Below are 16568 nucleotides of genomic sequence, written 5' to 3' on the forward strand. Positions count from 1 at the left end.
CGCATTGATCGTGATCAAGTGAACGACGCGCACAGTCTGGCCAGGCATCGCCTGCGCTCCAATCATTCATCTGTCACTGACCCAAGGTTCTCCATGGCTCAATACGTCTTCACCATGCATCGGCTGGGCAAAGTTGTTCCGCCGAAGCGGGAAATCCTCAAGAACATTTCGCTGTCCTTCTTCCCCGGCGCCAAGATCGGCGTGCTCGGCCTCAACGGTTCGGGTAAATCCACGCTGCTGAAAATCATGGCCGGCGTCGATACCGAGTTCGAAGGCGAAGCCCGTCCCATGCCGGACCTGAACATCGGTTACCTGCCGCAAGAGCCGCAGCTCGACCCTGCCAAGACCGTACGTGAAGTGGTCGAGGAAGCGGTCAGCGTGATCAAGGATGCGCAAGCACGCCTGGACGAGGTCTACGCCGCCTACGCCGACCCGGATGCCGACTTCGACAAGCTCGCCGCTGAACAGGCCAAGCTCGAAGCGATCCTGCAGGCCAGCGACGGTCACAACCTCGAGCGCCAGCTGGAAGTCGCCGCCGATGCGTTGCGTCTGCCCGCCTGGGACGCGAAAGTGGAACACCTGTCCGGTGGTGAAAAGCGTCGTGTCGCCCTGTGCCGTCTGCTGCTGTCCGCCCCGGACATGCTGCTGCTCGACGAACCGACCAACCACCTGGATGCCGACTCCGTGGCGTGGCTGGAGCATTTCCTCCACGACTTCCCGGGCACCGTGGTCGCGATCACGCACGACCGGTACTTCCTCGACAACGTCGCCGGCTGGATTCTGGAACTCGACCGCGGCGCGGGCATTCCTTACGAGGGCAACTATTCGGGCTGGCTCGAAGCCAAGTCCGATCGTCTGGCCCAGGAGTCCAAGCAGCAGTCGGCTCATGAAAAAGCCATGAAAGAAGAACTGGAGTGGGTGCGCAAAGGCGCCAAGGCCCGCCAGTCGAAATCCAAGGCACGTCTGCAACGCTTCGAAGAAATGCAATCGCAGGAATTCCAGAAGCGCAGCGAAACCAACGAGATCTATATCCCGGCCGGTCCGCGCCTGGGCGACAAGGTCATCGAGTTCAAGAACGTCACCAAGGGTTACGGCGATCGCGTGCTGATCGACAACCTGTCGTTCTCCATGCCGAAGGGCGCCATCGTCGGCGTGATCGGTGGTAACGGTGCCGGTAAGTCGACGCTGTTCCGCATGCTCATGGGCAAGGAAACCCCGGATTCGGGCAGCATCGAAATCGGCGAAACCGTGCAACTGGCCTGCGTCGACCAGAGCCGCGAAGACCTCGACGGCAGCAAGACCGTGTTCCAGCAGATCTCCGACGGTTCCGACCAGATCCGCATCGGCAACTACGAGATCCCGTCGCGCACCTACGTCGGCCGCTTCAACTTCAAGGGCGGCGACCAGCAGAAGTTCGTCAAGGATCTGTCCGGCGGTGAGCGCGGTCGTCTGCACCTGGCGCTGACCCTGAAGGAGGGTGGCAACGTCCTGCTGCTCGACGAACCGTCCAACGACCTCGACGTGGAAACCCTGCGTTCGCTGGAGGAAGCCCTGCTGGACTTCCCGGGCGCCGCCATTGTGATCTCCCACGACCGGTGGTTCCTTGACCGCGTCGCCACGCACATCCTGGCGTACGAAGACGACTCGCAAGCTGTGTTTTTCGAAGGCAACTACACCGAGTACGAAGCCGATCGCAAGAAACGCCTCGGCGAAGCAGCGGCCCAGCCACACCGGGTACGTCACAAGAAACTGGCCTGATATCGGGTTGGTTGCAGAAAGAGCGGAGCCTTCGGGCTCCGTTTTTTTTGCCCGGTTTTTTTCAGCGGGACCGAGGTGTGGCCATCGCGAGCAGGCTCACTCCTACATTTGAAATGCGTTCCCCTGTAGGAGTGAGCCTGCTCGCAATAGCTGTATAACTGGTGGTGCATTGCTTGAATCCAGACTCCCCACTCAGGTGCAAAATCAGCTCAAAAAACCGCCTGATTTATATCCTGTGCACCATTTAATTTCATAACTGCGACATTTTGCTCTGTTCCTGTGCGCAACTCGTTTGTTACAGTCCGGCCCAATCTCCTCCAACGACAATAAATTTGCCGAGACTTTTCCCATGATCGAATCCGTCGAATCCTTCCTTGCGCGCCTGAAAAAACGTGACCCGGACCAGCCCGAATTTCACCAGGCTGTCGAAGAGGTCCTGCGCAGTCTGTGGCCGTTTCTCGAAGCCAATCCGCATTACCTGACCTCGGGGATTCTCGAGCGCATCTGCGAGCCGGAACGCGCCGTGGTGTTCCGCGTGTCGTGGGTCGATGATCAGGGCAAGGTGCAGGTCAATCGCGGCTTCCGTATCCAGATGAACAGCGCAATTGGCCCGTACAAGGGCGGCTTGCGTTTTCATCCGTCAGTGAACCTTGGCGTGCTGAAATTCCTCGCCTTCGAACAGACCTTCAAGAACTCCCTGACGTCGCTGCCCATGGGCGGCGGCAAGGGCGGTTCGGACTTCGATCCGAAGGGCAAGAGCGATGCCGAAGTCATGCGCTTCTGCCAGGCGTTCATGAGCGAGCTGTACCGCCACATCGGCGCCGACGTTGACGTGCCGGCCGGCGATATCGGCGTCGGGGCGCGGGAAATCGGTTTCCTCTTTGGTCAGTACAAACGCCTGAGCAACCAGTTCACCAGCGTCCTCACCGGCAAAGGCATGACCTACGGCGGCAGCCTGATTCGCCCGGAAGCCACCGGCTTCGGTTGCGTGTACTTCGCTGAAGAAATGCTCAAGCGCCGCGGGCAGACCGTGGAAGGCAAGCGTGTGGCGATTTCCGGTTCCGGTAACGTCGCGCAATACGCGGCGCGCAAGGTCATGGACCTCGGCGGCAAGGTGATCTCCCTGTCCGACTCCGAAGGCACGCTGTATTGCGAAGCCGGTTTGAGCGAAGAACAGTGGCGGGCGCTGCTGGAACTGAAGAACGTCAAGCGCGGGCGCATCCGCGAACTGGCGAGCGTCTATGGTCTGGAGTTCCGCGCCGGACAGCATCCATGGTCGCTGCCCTGTGACATCGCACTGCCTTGCGCGACGCAGAACGAACTCGATGCCGAAGCCGCGCGCACGCTGCTGGGCAACGGCTGCGTGTGCGTTGCCGAAGGCGCGAACATGCCGACCACGCTGGAGGCTGTGGATATCTTTATCGAGGCGGACATTCTCTTTGCGCCGGGCAAAGCTTCGAATGCCGGCGGCGTGGCCGTGAGCGGTCTGGAGATGTCGCAGAACGCCATGCGCCTGCTGTGGACAGCGGGAGAGGTAGACAGCAAGCTGCACGCGATCATGCAATCGATCCACCACGCTTGCGTGCATTACGGCGAAGACAACGGTCAGGTCAATTACGTCAAGGGCGCGAACATCGCCGGTTTCGTCAAAGTCGCCGATGCGATGCTGGCGCAAGGCGTGGTTTAAGCCGGTTCGATGCGGATCACTTCGATCAGTTGATCGCCGGCAGGTCGCTGCCACAACACTTCATCATTGAGCCGGGCGCCGAGCAAGGCCCGGCCCAGCGGTGAGGCCCAGTTGATCAGGCCCTGACTGGCGTCGGCCTGATCCTCACCGACCAATCGCACGCGGTGTTCTGTGTCGTGCTCGTCAGCAAAAGTCACCCAACTGCCGATCTGCACCTTGTCGGTGGAAGTCGCGGCGACAGCCACTTGGGCGCTGCTCAGGCGTTGAGTGAAATACCGCAGATCCCGTTGCAGATCCGCCAGTCGTTGCTTGTCGGCCTGCTCGCCCTTGGCCGTTTGCTCGGCATGCAGGCTTTGCAGTTCGGCGACCTTCGCCTGCAACTGCGCCAGGCCCTGCGGCGTGACGTAGTTGGGCTGCGTGCTGACCTGGCGTTCGACCGGCTGATCGGCCTGCGCGGCGGCGTTGTCTTCGTTGACGAATGCGCGACTCATGAAGTCCTCCTGTTAAAGGATTTGGGCCATGGTTGCCGGCATTTGGTTTCAACGGATGTCTGCAAGCGACCTATCGCGAGCGATAAGCCCGCCCGACGTCCTGATCCTTCTGCTGCTGCCAGGCGCGTTCGCGCTCATCCCAATGCTCGTTGCGGTATTGCTCGCGATCCTTGTTTTCCAGCATCGCCTGGCATTGGCGAAAGCCATCGATCCAGCCTTCGGCGTATTGCTGGTCCTTGAGATAGCGCGGCACGTTCTTGCGAAACTCGCCGCTGATCGAACCCGCCGCTTGCCGGCCACTGACGCAACCGTCATCGAAGCCGTCGGCGAAGGCCGGTGGATAACCCTTGGCGATCAAGTCTTCATGAGTGGTCTGGCAACCGCCCAGCGCCAGGACAACGCCCAACAACCCCACGCACCGCCACATCGCACTCTCCCGCGCCGGTTTTCGGCTGATACGGGAAGTCTAGAAGGGTATTGGTCAGGTGTCGGTGAAAGGCGTGTGAGTAATTCGTTGAACAGCACAGATCCCCTGTAGGAGTGAGCCTGCTCGCGATAGCAATCTATCAGTCGATGATAGAGCGACTGGAATACCGCTATCGCGAGCAGGCTCACTCCTACAGGGGCATGTCCGGGATCAGTAGTGATACCACTTCACTTCGAGCATGACTTCAGTTTCGGGTGTGGCGAGGTGGCTGAACTCGCGCTGCGCGCTCAAGCGCATACCGAGGTTGCGCGACAGCTCCCATTGCTGGTTCAGGCTCAGGCTGCGGCGCACTTCGCCGTTGAAGAAATAATCGCCCTTGGCCTCCAGGCTCAGGTTGCCCAGCGGGTTTTTCCACAGCACGCCGGTGTTGAAGCCGCCGGCCGGGGAAACAAACTCGGCGAAGTCATTGTTGTGTTCCACCCGTACCGTGCCAAGGGCAAAGCCGAGCACGTCTTCGCCCAACTGCCACGTACCGCCGCCGCCACCGTTGACGTGGCTGACCAGTGTTTCGTCATCATGCTTGCCCGGCACGCGCTCGAGGCCGCCGGTGACCTGCCAGGACAGCGGCTGCAGCAGCTCGTTGCGCGGTGTCAGCGAACGAATGGTTGCCAGATCCAGTTGCTGCAACTGCCAGTCATTGCCTTCGTACTGACGCAGCTTCAGTTGCAGGATCTCGATCTGTGCGCCGAGGGGAAAGCTTTCGGCGTTGTCGTTGAGGTCGTGATAGGCCATGCGCAGGCCATATTCGCCAAAGGCGCGATCACCGCGGGTACCGAGGCCGGCCTGCCAGGTGCGGGACTCGTGGCCATCTTCGGGCAGACCGGGTTGCGGAATTTCCAGCTCCGGCGCAGGGTTCTTGTTGATCGCGCGCAGCAGTTCGAAGCTGCGCTGCGCTCTCTGCGGGTCGCGTTCCTGGCCGTTGGCGCGGTAGCGCTCCAGACGATAGGCGGCATCGACGATCAACGCCTGACGCGCGCGCGGCAGCGCTTTGAACGTTGGCTCTTGCAGGACTTTTTGATCGGCGCTGACTTTCAGTACCCATTGCTGTTCTTCATCGCTCAACGGCTCGGCGCGGCTGAGCAGTTCACGTTCGCGGGACGGGCGATATTCGATGTGCTCGACCAGCCCGGCCTCTTTCACCGCTTTGACGGTGTCGGTGGGGATCGCGGTCAGCGGGAATTGTTCGGTCAGGCGCAGGCTCGGCCGCGCCACTTGCAGCAGCTCAAGCAAGCGATACGAGCAGTTTTCGTCGAAGAAGAAATAGTCGAACTGGATCTGCTTGAGCTCCCACACATGCTCGACCATGCGTGCGGTTTCTTCCTGGGTCAGGTTGAGCCGGTATTCCCACAGGTCGCGGTTTTCCAGGCTGCGGTATTCAGAGAGCTTTTCCTGATACGGCACGAGCGCAAACAGCCCCGGGTAGCCGCCCATCAAGCCTTTCCAGGCATACAGAATGCTGTTGTCCGAGCCCTCGATGTAGGCGCCGAAGTTGATCGCGTAGCTGAGCAGCGAGGTCTTGTCTGCCTGCACGTCCGCCTGGTCAATGCGCAGCAAGGTGTGGCCGAACATCGACGAAGGGCTGTTTAGATACGCCGCCGGGAAAATCATCACCGCGCTGTGCGGCGAGACGTCCTTGAACCATTTCCTGTATTCCGCGCACTCCGGCGCGGGCAGGTCGGCGAGATTGAGTTGTGCTTTCAGCCAGCGTGTACGCGCCGGGTAAACGCATTGGGCGTGTTGCTCGCCGAGGCTGGCCGGGGCGTACAGCGCCTGCACGGTGGAGGCCAGTTCGCGGTCCGGATGTTCGTTGCCATCGGGGGCGAGAAAGAATTTCTTGTCGCTGACATAGCTGCGCCAGCCGCCGAGCTTGGCGGTTTCGTAATGACCGAGGGAAATCCAGAAGCGGTCGTTGGCCAGTTGCTGCAAACGTTGAGGATCGATGTGAGGCGCGGCGGACAGCGGGGCGCAGACACAGAGCGCCAGCCAGGCAAGGCGTTTGAGCATAGTCGGCAACTTAAGTCGAAAGAAAAAATTCAATACCAACAAACTATAGGAGCTGACGAGTGCAACGAGGCTGCGATCTTTTGATCTTCAAAAGCAAAGATCGCAGCCTCGTTGCACTCGTCAGCTCCTGCAGCGCGTCATTTGGCAAAAAATAAAAACCCGCTCCCCGAAGGAAGCGGGCGGGGTCGAGCTTAAGCCTGAGTTGCGTACTTGGCCAGACGTGGGTCCGATTTCAGTACCGCCAGGGTGTTGGTATGCACGTCTTCAGCGGTCACGTCAGCTTTGCTGAAGATCTGCTGGAAGTGCTCGTGGGTCACTTGCGCGAAATGCGCGCGGTCTTCCGGTGCTACGCCCAGTACCACGGCATAGGTGGTCAGCGCTTCGCCGTTGCCTTTGGCCATGTCTTCGGACAGCTCGTTCATCATGCCATTCATGGCGAACCAGGATTTGCCGCCGTAGGTCAGCGACGCGTTGGTCGAGCAACCGTTGGTGCCGGAAGTCATACCGAACGTGGCGTTACCGGAAGTGCCGTTGGTGGTGGAAGCAAGGAAGTGCGCCGGGGTGCCACGCTGACCTTCGAACAGCATGTTGCCCCAACCGCAATCCGGGCCGCCCGGGGCTTGCGCCATTGCGTTGATGGATACAGCGGTGAAGAGAGTACCGAGAAGAATCCGTTTCATAGCTTTGTTCTCTTTATGTGCATACCAATGGACAGAGTTCTGGCCTTTCGTACTCTGCCCGAGGACAGCGCCGAAAGTGTCAGTGGGCCGGTATTAGTTCCAGCCGCGCAGTTTGGAGTTTAGGCACGTTCCAGCGGTTCCGTGACTTTTTGCAAAATATTTGGAATAAACCTCTGATTTATCGGGACACGCCGACCCGTCGCGCGCTTGTCTATGCTTTGTCATGTGGCGCGCCTTGCCAGTGGGGCACGGGCAGCGCCAGAATGCCGCTACCTGCCCCGCCTGATTGTTAAGGAAGCCCGATGCCTGATCCTGTTGCTGCCAGCCTGCGTCTTGCGCCCGAAGCGCTGACTCGTCCGTTTTCCGCTGAACAGTTCAGCTTCACTACCACCAATGATCTGGAGCCCTTTCGCGGTGTGCTCGGCCAGGAACGCGCGGTCGAAGCCTTGCAGTTCGGTGTGGCGATGCCACGCCCCGGTTACAACGTATTCGTCATGGGCGAGCCGGGCACCGGCCGCTTCTCGTTCGTCAAACGCTACCTGAAAGCCGAGGGCAAGCGCCTGCAGACCCCGGCAGACTGGGTCTACGTCAACAACTTCGATGAGCCGCGCGAACCGCGCGCACTGGAACTGCCATCGGGCACGGCGGGCTCGTTCATCGGCGACATCAACGGCTTGATCGACAACCTGCTGGCGACTTTCCCGGCCGTCTTCGAACACCCTTCGTATCAGCAGAAAAAAAGCGCCATCGACCGCGCTTTCAACCAGCGCTACGACAAGGCGCTGGACATCATCGAGCGCCTGGCCCTGGAAAAAGACGTCGCCCTGTACCGCGACAGCAGCAACATCGCTTTCACGCCGATGCTCGACGGCAAGGCCCTCGACGAAGCTGAATTCGCGCAGTTGCCGGAAGCCGAGCGCGAGCGTTTCCACGACGACATTTCCGGCCTCGAAGAGCGCCTGAACGAAGAACTCGCCAGCCTGCCGCAGTGGAAGCGCGAGTCGAACAATCAACTGCGTCAGCTCAACGAGGAAACCATCACCCTGGCGTTGCAGCCGTTGCTGGCGCCGCTGTCGGAGAAGTACGCGGAAAACGCTGCGGTCTGCGGTTACCTGCAGGCCATGCAGGTCTACCTGCTGAAAACCGTGGTCGAGCAACTGGTCGATGACAGCAAGACCGACGCCGTCGCGCGCAAGTTGCTGGAAGAGCAATACGCACCCAGCCTGGTGGTCGGGCATCCGGCCAGCGGCGGTGCACCGGTGGTGTTCGAGCCGCATCCGACCTATGAAAACCTGTTCGGTCGCATCGAGTACACCACCGATCAAGGTGCGCTCTATACAACCTATCGACAGTTGCGCCCGGGCGCGCTGCATCGCGCCAATGGCGGTTTCCTGATTCTCGAAGCAGAAAAAATGCTCAGCGAGCCGTTCGTGTGGGATGCGCTGAAACGCGCCCTGCAATCGCGCAAACTGAAAATGGAATCGCCGCTGGGCGAGATGGGCCGCTTCGCCACCGTGACCCTCAATCCGCAGCACATTCCGTTGCAGGTCAAAGTCATCATCATCGGTGCGCGGCAGTTGTATTACACGCTGCAGGACCTCGATCCGGACTTCCAGGAGATGTTCCGCGTTCTGGTCGACTTCGACGAAGACATCCCGATGGTCGACGAAAGCCTCGAGCAGTTCGCCCAACTGCTGAAAACCCGCACTTCGGAAGAAGGCATGGCGCCGTTGACCGCCGACGCGGTGGCGCGGCTGGCGACCTACAGCGCACGGCTGGCCGAGCATCAGGGACGTTTGTCGGCGCGTATCGGCGATCTGTTCCAACTGGTCAGCGAGGCCGATTTCATCCGCCATCTGGCCGGCGATGAGATGACCGATGCCGGGCATATCGAGCGAGCTTTGAAAGCCAAGGCCACCCGCACCGGGCGCGTCTCGGCGCGGATTCTCGACGACATGCTCGCCGGGATCATCCTCATCGACACCGATGGTGCGGCGGTCGGCAAGTGCAACGGGCTGACGGTGCTGGAAGTCGGCGACTCGGCGTTCGGTGTGCCGGCGCGAATTTCCGCCACGGTGTACCCGGGCGGCAGCGGTATCGTCGACATCGAGCGTGAGGTCAACCTCGGCCAGCCGATCCACTCCAAGGGCGTGATGATTCTCACCGGCTATCTGGGCAGCCGTTACGCGCAGGAATTCCCGCTGGCGATCTCGGCGAGCATCGCCCTCGAGCAGTCCTACGGCTACGTCGATGGCGACAGTGCGTCGCTGGGCGAGGCGTGCACGCTGATTTCGGCGCTGTCGAAAACGCCGCTCAAGCAGTGCTTCGCCATCACCGGTTCGATCAACCAGTTCGGTGAGGTGCAGGCGGTCGGCGGGGTCAACGAGAAGATTGAAGGCTTCTTTCGCCTCTGCGAAGCGCGCGGCCTGACTGGCGAGCAGGGCGCGATCATTCCTCAGGCCAACGTCGCCACGCTGATGCTCGACGAGAAAGTCCTCGCCGCCGTACGCGCCGGGCAGTTCCATGTCTACGCAGTGCGGCAGGCCGATGAGGCGTTGAGCCTGCTGGTCGGCGAGCCGGCCGGTGAGCCGAATGCCGATGGCGAATTCCCCGAAGGCAGCATCAATGCCCGCGTGGTCGAGCGCCTGCGCGATATCGCCGAGATGATCAGCGAAGAGGACTTGAAAGAGGCCGAGAAGGAACTGGCGCAAGAGGCCCTCGCCGAAGCCAAACCCGCTTAAGCCAAGCGCGGTCAAACTGTAGGAGTGAGCCTGCTCGCGATGGCGGAGTATCAGTCGACAAAAAGTTGCCTGACACTCCGCCATCGCGAGCAGGCTCACTCCTACATTTGTTTTGCAGATCAGGTTTTGCATTGATCTTCGGGGAATGCGTCACGACTCTGGCGCCAAACTTCACACAATGACCATTCGGCGCCTTCTGGTTCCATTTGGCTTGCGCAGGACACTTTTCTTCTATTCTCAGGTCAAGGATATCGACAGTATCACTGGATCGAGCCAGTCCTCCCGTGGGGCTGAATACCGGCTTTACCGAGGGTCGCCGCCATGTCGCGCAACCTCTGTCTCACCCGTCAATGCCTGGGTCTGGTGACCCGGATCGAATGCGCCGTCAAGCCGCTGGCCGGCGACAACGGCATGTGGACGCTGCTCTTCGCGGCCGGCATGGCCGGCGAACAACCTTCCGCGATCAAAGCCCAGGGCCCGTTTCACGGCCCGGTGGCGGCCGAGTCTATTCTCGACACCATCGTTGAAAGCCTGACCTTGCATGGTTACGAACTGGCCGATGATCCGCAGATCTGGAGCCTGCACCTGCAAGCTCAGTTGCGGCAGATCAACGGCGGTCGTGGGCGCAGCCTCAACGGTTAAGGCGCCGTCTGGTCCACCGGCGCCTTGTCGAGCTTGACCTCGAAGCCGTATTGCACGGTGGCGAGGTCGGTGCGCTGATAGGTTTCAACGCGAGTGGGGCGGCCATAAAAGTAGTGCACGCCGAGTAGCGCCGGGCCTTCTGTGCTGGCGTCATGGCTGACCGAGAGAATCTGCTTGAGATAGTGGCCGCTGTCGTCCTTGACGAAGAAACGCCACTCGTTGGGCGGGAAGGCTTTTAGGTCAACCACCAGCGTGTTGTCCTTGATCGCCAGGCCTTTGGGCAATGACTGCGCGTCGTAGGATTGCTTCGCCACCGTGGCCAGAAACAGCGGCATCGAGCCCACGGCGATCGCCGGGGTTTCCGGAAACAGATTCAGATCATAAGTAATCGTCGCTTGCAGCGGATCGACCTGGTACGCCTCGGGTGGCAGCTCGATCGGCTCGTCGAGTTTGCCGCCGCGCTTTTCCGTGAAGAAGGTTACCGGGCTGACGCCGGGGTTGAGTTCGTCGCCAAGCAGTTCGTCGTTGAAAGTGCGGCGGTGGGAAAACTCGATACGCGCCGCGCTCGGCTCTTCCACGGATTGATGAATGCGCACGCCGGCCTTCAGTTGTTCTTCGGTCAGGTCCGCGCCTTTGAGCCAGTTCGCGGCGAGATCGTCGTAAACCACCACCGGCAGGTCAAGCGGCTGCACGGCTTTGGCCGTGGTGTGCGGATCGAAAGTGCGAACCGGCAGGTCCAGGGGTTTGCGCGTCACTGTCGCCGAAGAGAAGTCGAGCACGCTGACTTCCAGTGTGTCGATCGGACCGTGGAAATACACCTTGTTGTAACGGCGCGGATGCTCTTTCTCGAAGGCTTGCTGATCGTCACTGAGCTGTTTTTCCAGGGCGTCGCTCCAGCTCTTCTGCTTCTGTAACTGGGTGAGTTGGTGCTGATAAAACTCGACCTGCTCCGGGCTTTCGTTGATCGAACCGGCGCGCACCAGGTATTGGCCGCTGGCGTCGCGGGCCTGAACGACGAGCGGATTGATGCGGGCCTCGGCGACTTCTGCGGCCAATGGCAGGCTGTTGCTGACTTCGACCTCGGCGTAGTTCTTCTCCAGCTTGAGCAGTTTGACGCTGAGGTTGTCATTGCTGCGGGTCTGGCCGACGTCTTTCTGCGTCAGGTCGAAGCTGTACAGCCGCCGGGGCGCGATCACTTCGACCTGGCCTTGCAGGCTGACCGGTTGTGGCAGGCTTTTCTTGTCGACGTTGAGGCCATCGATGAACGGATAGGTCACCGTCAGATCATCGGGGTTGGTCACGTTGGAGCTGGACGGGCTGAGCTGAATGCCCGGATCGGTTTCCGACCACTCCGGCTGCCAGGCGATCACGCGTTTGTTGCTCAGCGTCACCGAGTGCCACTCGATGCCGTGCGGGAACAGAAAACCGCCGGGAATGTTCAGGTTGAAAGGAAACACCGGTTGCAGGTCGGTGAGGTAATCCGAGCTGGCGTCCTTGTGCAGCACGAACAGGCCATTGATGAACGTATCGACCAGCGCCTGCGGGGTAGGGTAGTGCTTGAGCACGGCGAGGGCGTCGGCGCCGTATTCGGTGTGCGGCGTGATGTCGTCGAGCTTGAGTCGGGCCCGTTCCAGCAACAGCAGCGAACCGCCGAGTTCGGTGATGGCGTCCTTGAGCTTCGGATCGCTGATCGTGTCCAGTGACTGTTCGAACGCGGCAGTCTTTTCGTCGAGGTTGGCGACGTGCTTTTCATCGCCGGGCGAGCAACCACCGATGAGCAAGGCAAGGCAGATTCCGGCAGTCGTCAAGGCTGATCGCACATCCATTTCCACGCGTCCTGTCCACTGTCATTGGGCTGTCAATGCCTTGGACACTAGCAGAAAAACTTTGTCACACACACACACGCAGGTGGCGGATTTTCCGGCGGTTTCTGGCTGTCACAGCGGGCTGTTATACTCGCCGCCATTTCCAGCCCCTTGTGTGAGATTCAATGGAACGCTTTATTGAAAATGCAATGTACGCCACCCGCTGGCTGCTGGCGCCGATCTACATCGGCCTGTCCCTCGGTTTGCTGGCGCTGGCATTGAAGTTCTTCCAGGAAATCATCCATATCCTGCCCAACGTCTTCGCGATGGCCGAATCGGACCTGATTCTGGTGCTGCTGTCGCTGATCGACATGGCGCTGGTGGGTGGTCTGCTGGTGATGGTGATGATTTCCGGCTATGAGAACTTCGTCTCGCAACTGGACATCGACGAAGGCAAAGAGAAGCTCAGCTGGCTGGGCACCATGGACTCGTCGTCGCTGAAGATGAAAGTCGCAGCGTCGATCGTGGCGATTTCCTCGATCCACTTGCTGCGTATCTTCATGGACGCCAAGAATGTCGATCCCGAGCACCTGATGTGGTACGTGATCATTCACATGACATTTGTGGTGTCCGCGTTCGCCATGGGCTACCTCGACAAGGTCACCAAGCACTGATCAACCCTTCAAGTTACAAAGAACCGCCCGTCTGTTGCGAAACAGACGGGCGGTTTCGTTTGTGGCTTGTGCTTTCAAGCGCAGCGGCCTAACTCTGTAATGGTGCGATTCTCCACCGTTTGAGGTGCTTCCATGAACCTGCAAGAGTTGAACGCGTATGCCATCGCCGGCAAGGTCGATGAGTTGAATCTGATTTCCATGGAAGGCGGGATCTATCTGCTGGAAGCGCGCATGCACGGGGCGGCTCATCCGCTGCATGATCCGCTGGGCAAAACCCTGACTCTTCGTTCTGTCGAGCACGCGCGGGACATGCTGCATGCGTTTCCGGTGCTGCCGTTCAATCTGGTACACACCTCGGTGCACGATGAAATGTGCGGTTTGGGCGGTGGCATCAATGAAAGTCTGAAAGTGCCGCTGGCCTGGCGCTCGGCGCTGTAGGGCCGGCCCCAGGCCCAGGGTATCTGTGCTAGTCTGCTCGCCCTTTTGGTTCCGGGCGCGCCGGGACGCGCTGTGCACGCACGGCAAGTCCTGTGGCCGTCCGCACAGCGGAGCAGTGTCATGTCCGAAGTAAATCTGTCCACCGACGAAACCCGCGTCAGCTACGGTATCGGCCGCCAACTTGGCGACCAGCTGCGCGACAACCCGCCACCGGGTGTCAGCCTGGACGCGATCCTGGCCGGTCTGACCGACGCTTTCGCCGGCAAGCCAAGCCGTGTTGGCCAGGAAGAAATGTCCGCCAGCTTCAAGGTGATCCGCGAAATCATGCAAGCCGAAGCGGCTGCCAAGGCTGAAGCCGCGGCTGGCGAAGGCCTGGCTTTCCTCGCGGAAAACGCCAAGCGTGACGGCATCACCACCCTGGCTTCCGGCCTGCAATTCGAAGTGCTGACCCAGGGCGACGGCGCCAAGCCGACCCGTGAAGACCAAGTGCGCACGCACTACCACGGCACGCTGATCGACGGCACTGTGTTCGACAGCTCCTACGAGCGCGGCCAGCCTGCTGAATTCCCGGTTGGCGGCGTGATCGCTGGCTGGACCGAAGCCCTGCAACTGATGAACGCCGGCAGCAAATGGCGCCTGTACGTGCCGAGCGAACTGGCTTACGGCGCACAAGGCGTGGGCAGCATCCCGCCGCACAGCGTTCTGGTGTTCGACGTCGAGCTGCTGGACGTTCTGTAATCCCCAGCCTGCTTGATGGCAGGCCAATGTAGGAGTGAGCCTGCTCGCGAACGCGGTGTGTCAGTTGTTGATTGGCTGGCTGACACACCGCTATCGCGAGCAGGCTCACTCCTACAGTTTTGACCGCGTTTCATATTTCGATCTTGTTGTGCAGCTCATTGGTCGGGCGCAATGCCCGGGCATAGCAGAACAGGAACAGATTGCGCACCAGCTCCTTGAGCACCAGCGGCTCGCTGGAATTGAGGCTGCTGACGTCCAGATCACCTTGATCCTGCAGTTCATGCAAGGCTTCTTCTTCAAGCACCGCACAGACTTCGCCGGTTTCCCGATGGAGGATTCTGAGGTACGGGTGTGGGCGATCCAGCCAGGCGTCGATCAAATAAGTCATGGGTCTCATCTCCTTGAAAGGTTTCAATGAGAATAATTCTTATTCATCAAATAGCAAGTGCCTATTGGCGGATCGTGGATTTTTCCAGGTAAAGGTTGTGTCAGGTCAAAATGGCTGGCTGATGGCCATGCGCGGATTCATTGAGCTGAAGCGGGGAGGGCAGCGCTCCATCCCACGGCTGGCGCGGGATGGATGACACAAGGCTCAGACTTTTCTGACGAACTCGGATTTGAGCTTCATCGGGCCGATGCCGTCGATCTTGCAGTCGATGTCGTGATCGCCATCGCACAGGCGGATGTTCTTGACCTTGGTGCCGACCTTGACCACCAGCGAAGTACCCTTGACCTTGAGATCCTTGATCACGGTGATGGTGTCGCCGTCCTGCAGGACGTTGCCGACCGAATCTTTATTCACGGCATCATCGGCCGCCACTTCGGCTTCGCCGCTGGCAGACCACTCGTGGGCGCACTCGGGGCAGACCAGTTGGGTGCCGTCTTCGTAGGTGTATTCGGAATTGCATTTCGGGCAGGGTGGCAACGTGCTCACTAAGGTTCCTTGGGTATCAGGAGGGCTAAAGGGCGCACATTGTATAGGGTTTTAGGCTGCGAAGGGCATAGCGCAGAAACAACTGTGGGAGCGAGCCTGCTCGCGAAGGCGTCCTGCCAGACAACATAACTGTCAGCTGGCAGAACGCTTTCGCGAGCAGGCTCGCTCCCACAGGGGATGAATCAGTGCGTGCGGGCGACCGCGAACTCGCTGAGTTCAACCAGTGCATCGCGATATTCGCTGGCCGGCAGCGCTTCCAGGCACTTGATTGCACGGGCCACGTAATCGCGGGCCAGTTGCGCGGTGTATTCCAGCGAACCCGACGCCTCGACGGCGATGCGGATGCTTTCGAGGTCTTCGATCCCGCCTTTCTGGATCGCCTGACGCACGAGCGCTGCCTGTTCGGCCGTGCCTTCGCGCATGGTGTAGATCAACGGCAGGGTCGGCTTGCCTTCGGCCAGATCGTCACCGACGTTCTTGCCCAGGGTTTCCGCGTCGCCTTTGTAGTCAAGCAGGTCATCAACCAGCTGGAATGCCACACCCAGGTGATCGCCGAAGGTGCGCAGGGCTTCGCTCTGCTCGGCGGTGGCGCCGGCCAGGGCGGCGGCGCTGTGGGTCGATGCTTCGAAGAGCATCGCGGTCTTGCCGCGGATGACTTCCATGTAGGTTTCTTCGCTGGTGCTGGCGTCACGCACCTTGGACAGCTGCAACACTTCGCCTTCAGCGATGATGCGCGTGGCTTGCGACAGAATCTTCATGACCGGCATCGAGCCCAGTTCGACCATCATTTCGAACGAGCGCGAATACAGGAAATCGCCGACCAGCACGCTTGGAGCGTTGCCCCACATGGCGTTGGCGGTCGAGCGGCCACGGCGCATGCCGGACATGTCGACGACGTCGTCATGCAGCAAGGTCGCGGTGTGCAGGAATTCGATGGTGGCGGCCAGCAGGCGCATGTCGTCGCCTTCGCGACCCAGGGCCTTGCCACACAGCAACACTAATAAAGGACGCAGGCGTTTGCCGCCGGCCGAAGTGATGTAATCGCCGATTTTCGATACCAGCGGCACTCGAGACGTCAGCTGCTTCTTGATGATGCCGTCGACGGCGCTAAAATCGTCCGCCACCGCGCGGTAGAAAGCTTGGGGTTGCATCAGCGAGAGTCGCTCCAGAAGGGTTGCGCGGCATGCTAGGACCCCCACCCAGACCTGTCAAGGCACGATCAGGCACTGTGAAAGCTGCTGCGCTCGGCAATCCTGCGTCAAAAACAGGCTCGGAATGCTCATTTACAACCCGTAAACTCCGCTTCCTCGCCTGTTTTTTCCTTGTCTTGCCTTCGCTCGCGACGCTTTCACAGTGCCTGTCGGCCACTTGCGCGACGCAGATTGCTTGCGTACAATCGCGCACCCTGAACTTCCTGGGCAGCACCTGCCTTACGCAATTGCACTTGGGCCGTTCCAGCCCCATGCAGCCATGCCAGCCAATACCTCTT

The 16568-nt window shown here is 60.2% G+C and carries 15 protein-coding genes; 7 read left to right on the top strand and 8 right to left on the bottom strand.

The genetic code is table 11. The features are described from left to right. The first annotated feature begins 93 nt into the window (after window positions 1–93). Window positions 94–1758 (top strand): energy-dependent translational throttle protein EttA, encoded by a 1665-nt coding sequence (gene ettA / locus QRN33_RS17475; RefSeq protein WP_016773108.1) that lies wholly within the window; start codon window positions 94–96, stop codon window positions 1756–1758. A 349-nt stretch (window positions 1759–2107) separates the two neighbouring features. Then, window positions 2108–3445 (top strand): NADP-specific glutamate dehydrogenase, encoded by a 1338-nt coding sequence (gdhA, locus tag QRN33_RS17480; protein ID WP_285409434.1) that lies wholly within the window; start codon window positions 2108–2110, stop codon window positions 3443–3445. On the opposite strand, the gene QRN33_RS17485 is transcribed toward gdhA, so the two are convergent. From QRN33_RS17485 to QRN33_RS17500, 4 genes are all read right to left on the bottom strand, one after another. After that, entirely contained in the window at window positions 3442–3936 is a 495-nt protein-coding gene (locus QRN33_RS17485) for a GreA/GreB family elongation factor (protein ID WP_064364102.1), read from the bottom strand. The two genes, gdhA and QRN33_RS17485, sit on opposite strands and share 4 nt — an antisense overlap. 70 nt (window positions 3937–4006) lie before the next feature. Beyond that, window positions 4007–4363, bottom strand: coding sequence for a hypothetical protein (locus tag QRN33_RS17490; protein WP_285409435.1), 357 nt, complete (start codon window positions 4361–4363; stop codon window positions 4007–4009). Window positions 4364–4573: 210 nt separating this feature from the next. Next, the gene (locus QRN33_RS17495; RefSeq protein WP_285409436.1) at window positions 4574–6427 is read right to left on the bottom strand and encodes an Lnb N-terminal periplasmic domain-containing protein; all 1854 of its coding nucleotides are present in this window, start codon (window positions 6425–6427) and stop codon (window positions 4574–4576) included. Window positions 6428–6618: 191 nt separating this feature from the next. Continuing rightward, window positions 6619–7107 (bottom strand): DUF3015 domain-containing protein, encoded by a 489-nt coding sequence (locus tag QRN33_RS17500; RefSeq protein WP_016773112.1) that lies wholly within the window; start codon window positions 7105–7107, stop codon window positions 6619–6621. 302 nt (window positions 7108–7409) lie between these two features. Here QRN33_RS17500 and QRN33_RS17505 point away from each other — a divergent pair, with 302 nt between their 5' ends. Both QRN33_RS17505 and QRN33_RS17510 read left to right on the top strand, forming a co-directional pair. After that, window positions 7410–9848 carry a Lon protease family protein gene (locus QRN33_RS17505; protein ID WP_042610508.1) on the top strand — a complete coding sequence of 813 codons (2439 nt, stop codon included), beginning with the start codon at window positions 7410–7412 and terminating at the stop codon, window positions 9846–9848. A 321-nt stretch (window positions 9849–10169) separates the two neighbouring features. Then, complete coding sequence (locus QRN33_RS17510) at window positions 10170–10490, top strand: PA4575 family protein (RefSeq protein WP_016773114.1); 321 nt, start codon at window positions 10170–10172, stop codon at window positions 10488–10490. On the opposite strand, the gene QRN33_RS17515 is transcribed toward QRN33_RS17510, so the two are convergent. After that, window positions 10487–12316 carry a hypothetical protein gene (locus tag QRN33_RS17515; protein WP_285409437.1) on the bottom strand — a complete coding sequence of 610 codons (1830 nt, stop codon included), beginning with the start codon at window positions 12314–12316 and terminating at the stop codon, window positions 10487–10489. The two genes, QRN33_RS17510 and QRN33_RS17515, sit on opposite strands and share 4 nt — an antisense overlap. Window positions 12317–12480: 164 nt before the next feature. Between QRN33_RS17515 and QRN33_RS17520 the strand changes: the two genes are divergently transcribed. The 3 genes from QRN33_RS17520 to bamJ all read left to right on the top strand — a co-directional run bounded on the left by QRN33_RS17520 (window position 12481) and on the right by bamJ (window position 14145). After that, window positions 12481–12969: a TIGR00645 family protein gene (locus QRN33_RS17520; RefSeq protein WP_016773116.1), complete on the top strand. Its 489-nt coding sequence runs from the start codon at window positions 12481–12483 to the stop codon at window positions 12967–12969. A 132-nt stretch (window positions 12970–13101) separates the two neighbouring features. Next, complete coding sequence (locus QRN33_RS17525; RefSeq protein WP_042610506.1) at window positions 13102–13407, top strand: DUF6482 family protein; 306 nt, start codon at window positions 13102–13104, stop codon at window positions 13405–13407. Between the two features lie 120 nt (window positions 13408–13527). Further along, the gene (bamJ, locus tag QRN33_RS17530) at window positions 13528–14145 is read left to right on the top strand and encodes a BamJ family beta-barrel-assembly machinery protein (protein ID WP_016773117.1); all 618 of its coding nucleotides are present in this window, start codon (window positions 13528–13530) and stop codon (window positions 14143–14145) included. A 130-nt stretch (window positions 14146–14275) separates the two neighbouring features. Here the strand turns inward: bamJ and QRN33_RS17535 are convergent, their stop codons facing one another. The 3 genes from QRN33_RS17535 to QRN33_RS17545 form a co-directional block, all read right to left on the bottom strand. Further along, the gene (locus QRN33_RS17535; protein ID WP_016773118.1) at window positions 14276–14533 is read right to left on the bottom strand and encodes a PA4570 family protein; all 258 of its coding nucleotides are present in this window, start codon (window positions 14531–14533) and stop codon (window positions 14276–14278) included. A 204-nt stretch (window positions 14534–14737) separates the two neighbouring features. Next, window positions 14738–15079 (bottom strand): zinc ribbon domain-containing protein YjdM, encoded by a 342-nt coding sequence (locus tag QRN33_RS17540; RefSeq protein WP_285409438.1) that lies wholly within the window; start codon window positions 15077–15079, stop codon window positions 14738–14740. A 182-nt stretch (window positions 15080–15261) separates the two neighbouring features. After that, window positions 15262–16230, bottom strand: a complete 969-nt coding sequence (locus QRN33_RS17545; protein WP_016773120.1) for a polyprenyl synthetase family protein — start codon at window positions 16228–16230, stop codon at window positions 15262–15264. Between the last annotated feature and the right edge of the window lie 338 nt (window positions 16231–16568).

The sequence above is a fragment of the Pseudomonas sp. FR229a genome, from assembly GCF_030209115.1.
Lineage (GTDB): Bacteria > Pseudomonadota > Gammaproteobacteria > Pseudomonadales > Pseudomonadaceae > Aquipseudomonas > Aquipseudomonas moraviensis_A.

Bases quoted from the DNA above. Each gene is read 5' to 3' on its own strand.
- QRN33_RS17490 (WP_285409435.1), bottom strand. From the start codon at position 4,363: ATGTGGCGGTGCGTGGGGTTGTTGGGCGTTGTCCTGGCGCTGGGCGGT.
- QRN33_RS17505 (WP_042610508.1), top strand. From the start codon at position 7,410: ATGCCTGATCCTGTTGCTGCCAGCCTGCGTCTTGCGCCCGAAGCGCTG.
- QRN33_RS17545 (WP_016773120.1), bottom strand. From the start codon at position 16,230: ATGCAACCCCAAGCTTTCTACCGCGCGGTGGCGGACGATTTTAGCGCC.
- QRN33_RS17515 (WP_285409437.1), bottom strand. From the start codon at position 12,316: ATGGATGTGCGATCAGCCTTGACGACTGCCGGAATCTGCCTTGCCTTG.
- ettA (WP_016773108.1), top strand. From the start codon at position 94: ATGGCTCAATACGTCTTCACCATGCATCGGCTGGGCAAAGTTGTTCCG.
- QRN33_RS17525 (WP_042610506.1), top strand. From the start codon at position 13,102: ATGAACCTGCAAGAGTTGAACGCGTATGCCATCGCCGGCAAGGTCGAT.
- bamJ (WP_016773117.1), top strand. From the start codon at position 13,528: ATGTCCGAAGTAAATCTGTCCACCGACGAAACCCGCGTCAGCTACGGT.
- QRN33_RS17535 (WP_016773118.1), bottom strand. From the start codon at position 14,533: ATGACTTATTTGATCGACGCCTGGCTGGATCGCCCACACCCGTACCTC.
- QRN33_RS17510 (WP_016773114.1), top strand. From the start codon at position 10,170: ATGTCGCGCAACCTCTGTCTCACCCGTCAATGCCTGGGTCTGGTGACC.
- QRN33_RS17520 (WP_016773116.1), top strand. From the start codon at position 12,481: ATGGAACGCTTTATTGAAAATGCAATGTACGCCACCCGCTGGCTGCTG.
- QRN33_RS17495 (WP_285409436.1), bottom strand. From the start codon at position 6,427: ATGCTCAAACGCCTTGCCTGGCTGGCGCTCTGTGTCTGCGCCCCGCTG.
- gdhA (WP_285409434.1), top strand. From the start codon at position 2,108: ATGATCGAATCCGTCGAATCCTTCCTTGCGCGCCTGAAAAAACGTGAC.
- QRN33_RS17485 (WP_064364102.1), bottom strand. From the start codon at position 3,936: ATGAGTCGCGCATTCGTCAACGAAGACAACGCCGCCGCGCAGGCCGAT.
- QRN33_RS17500 (WP_016773112.1), bottom strand. From the start codon at position 7,107: ATGAAACGGATTCTTCTCGGTACTCTCTTCACCGCTGTATCCATCAAC.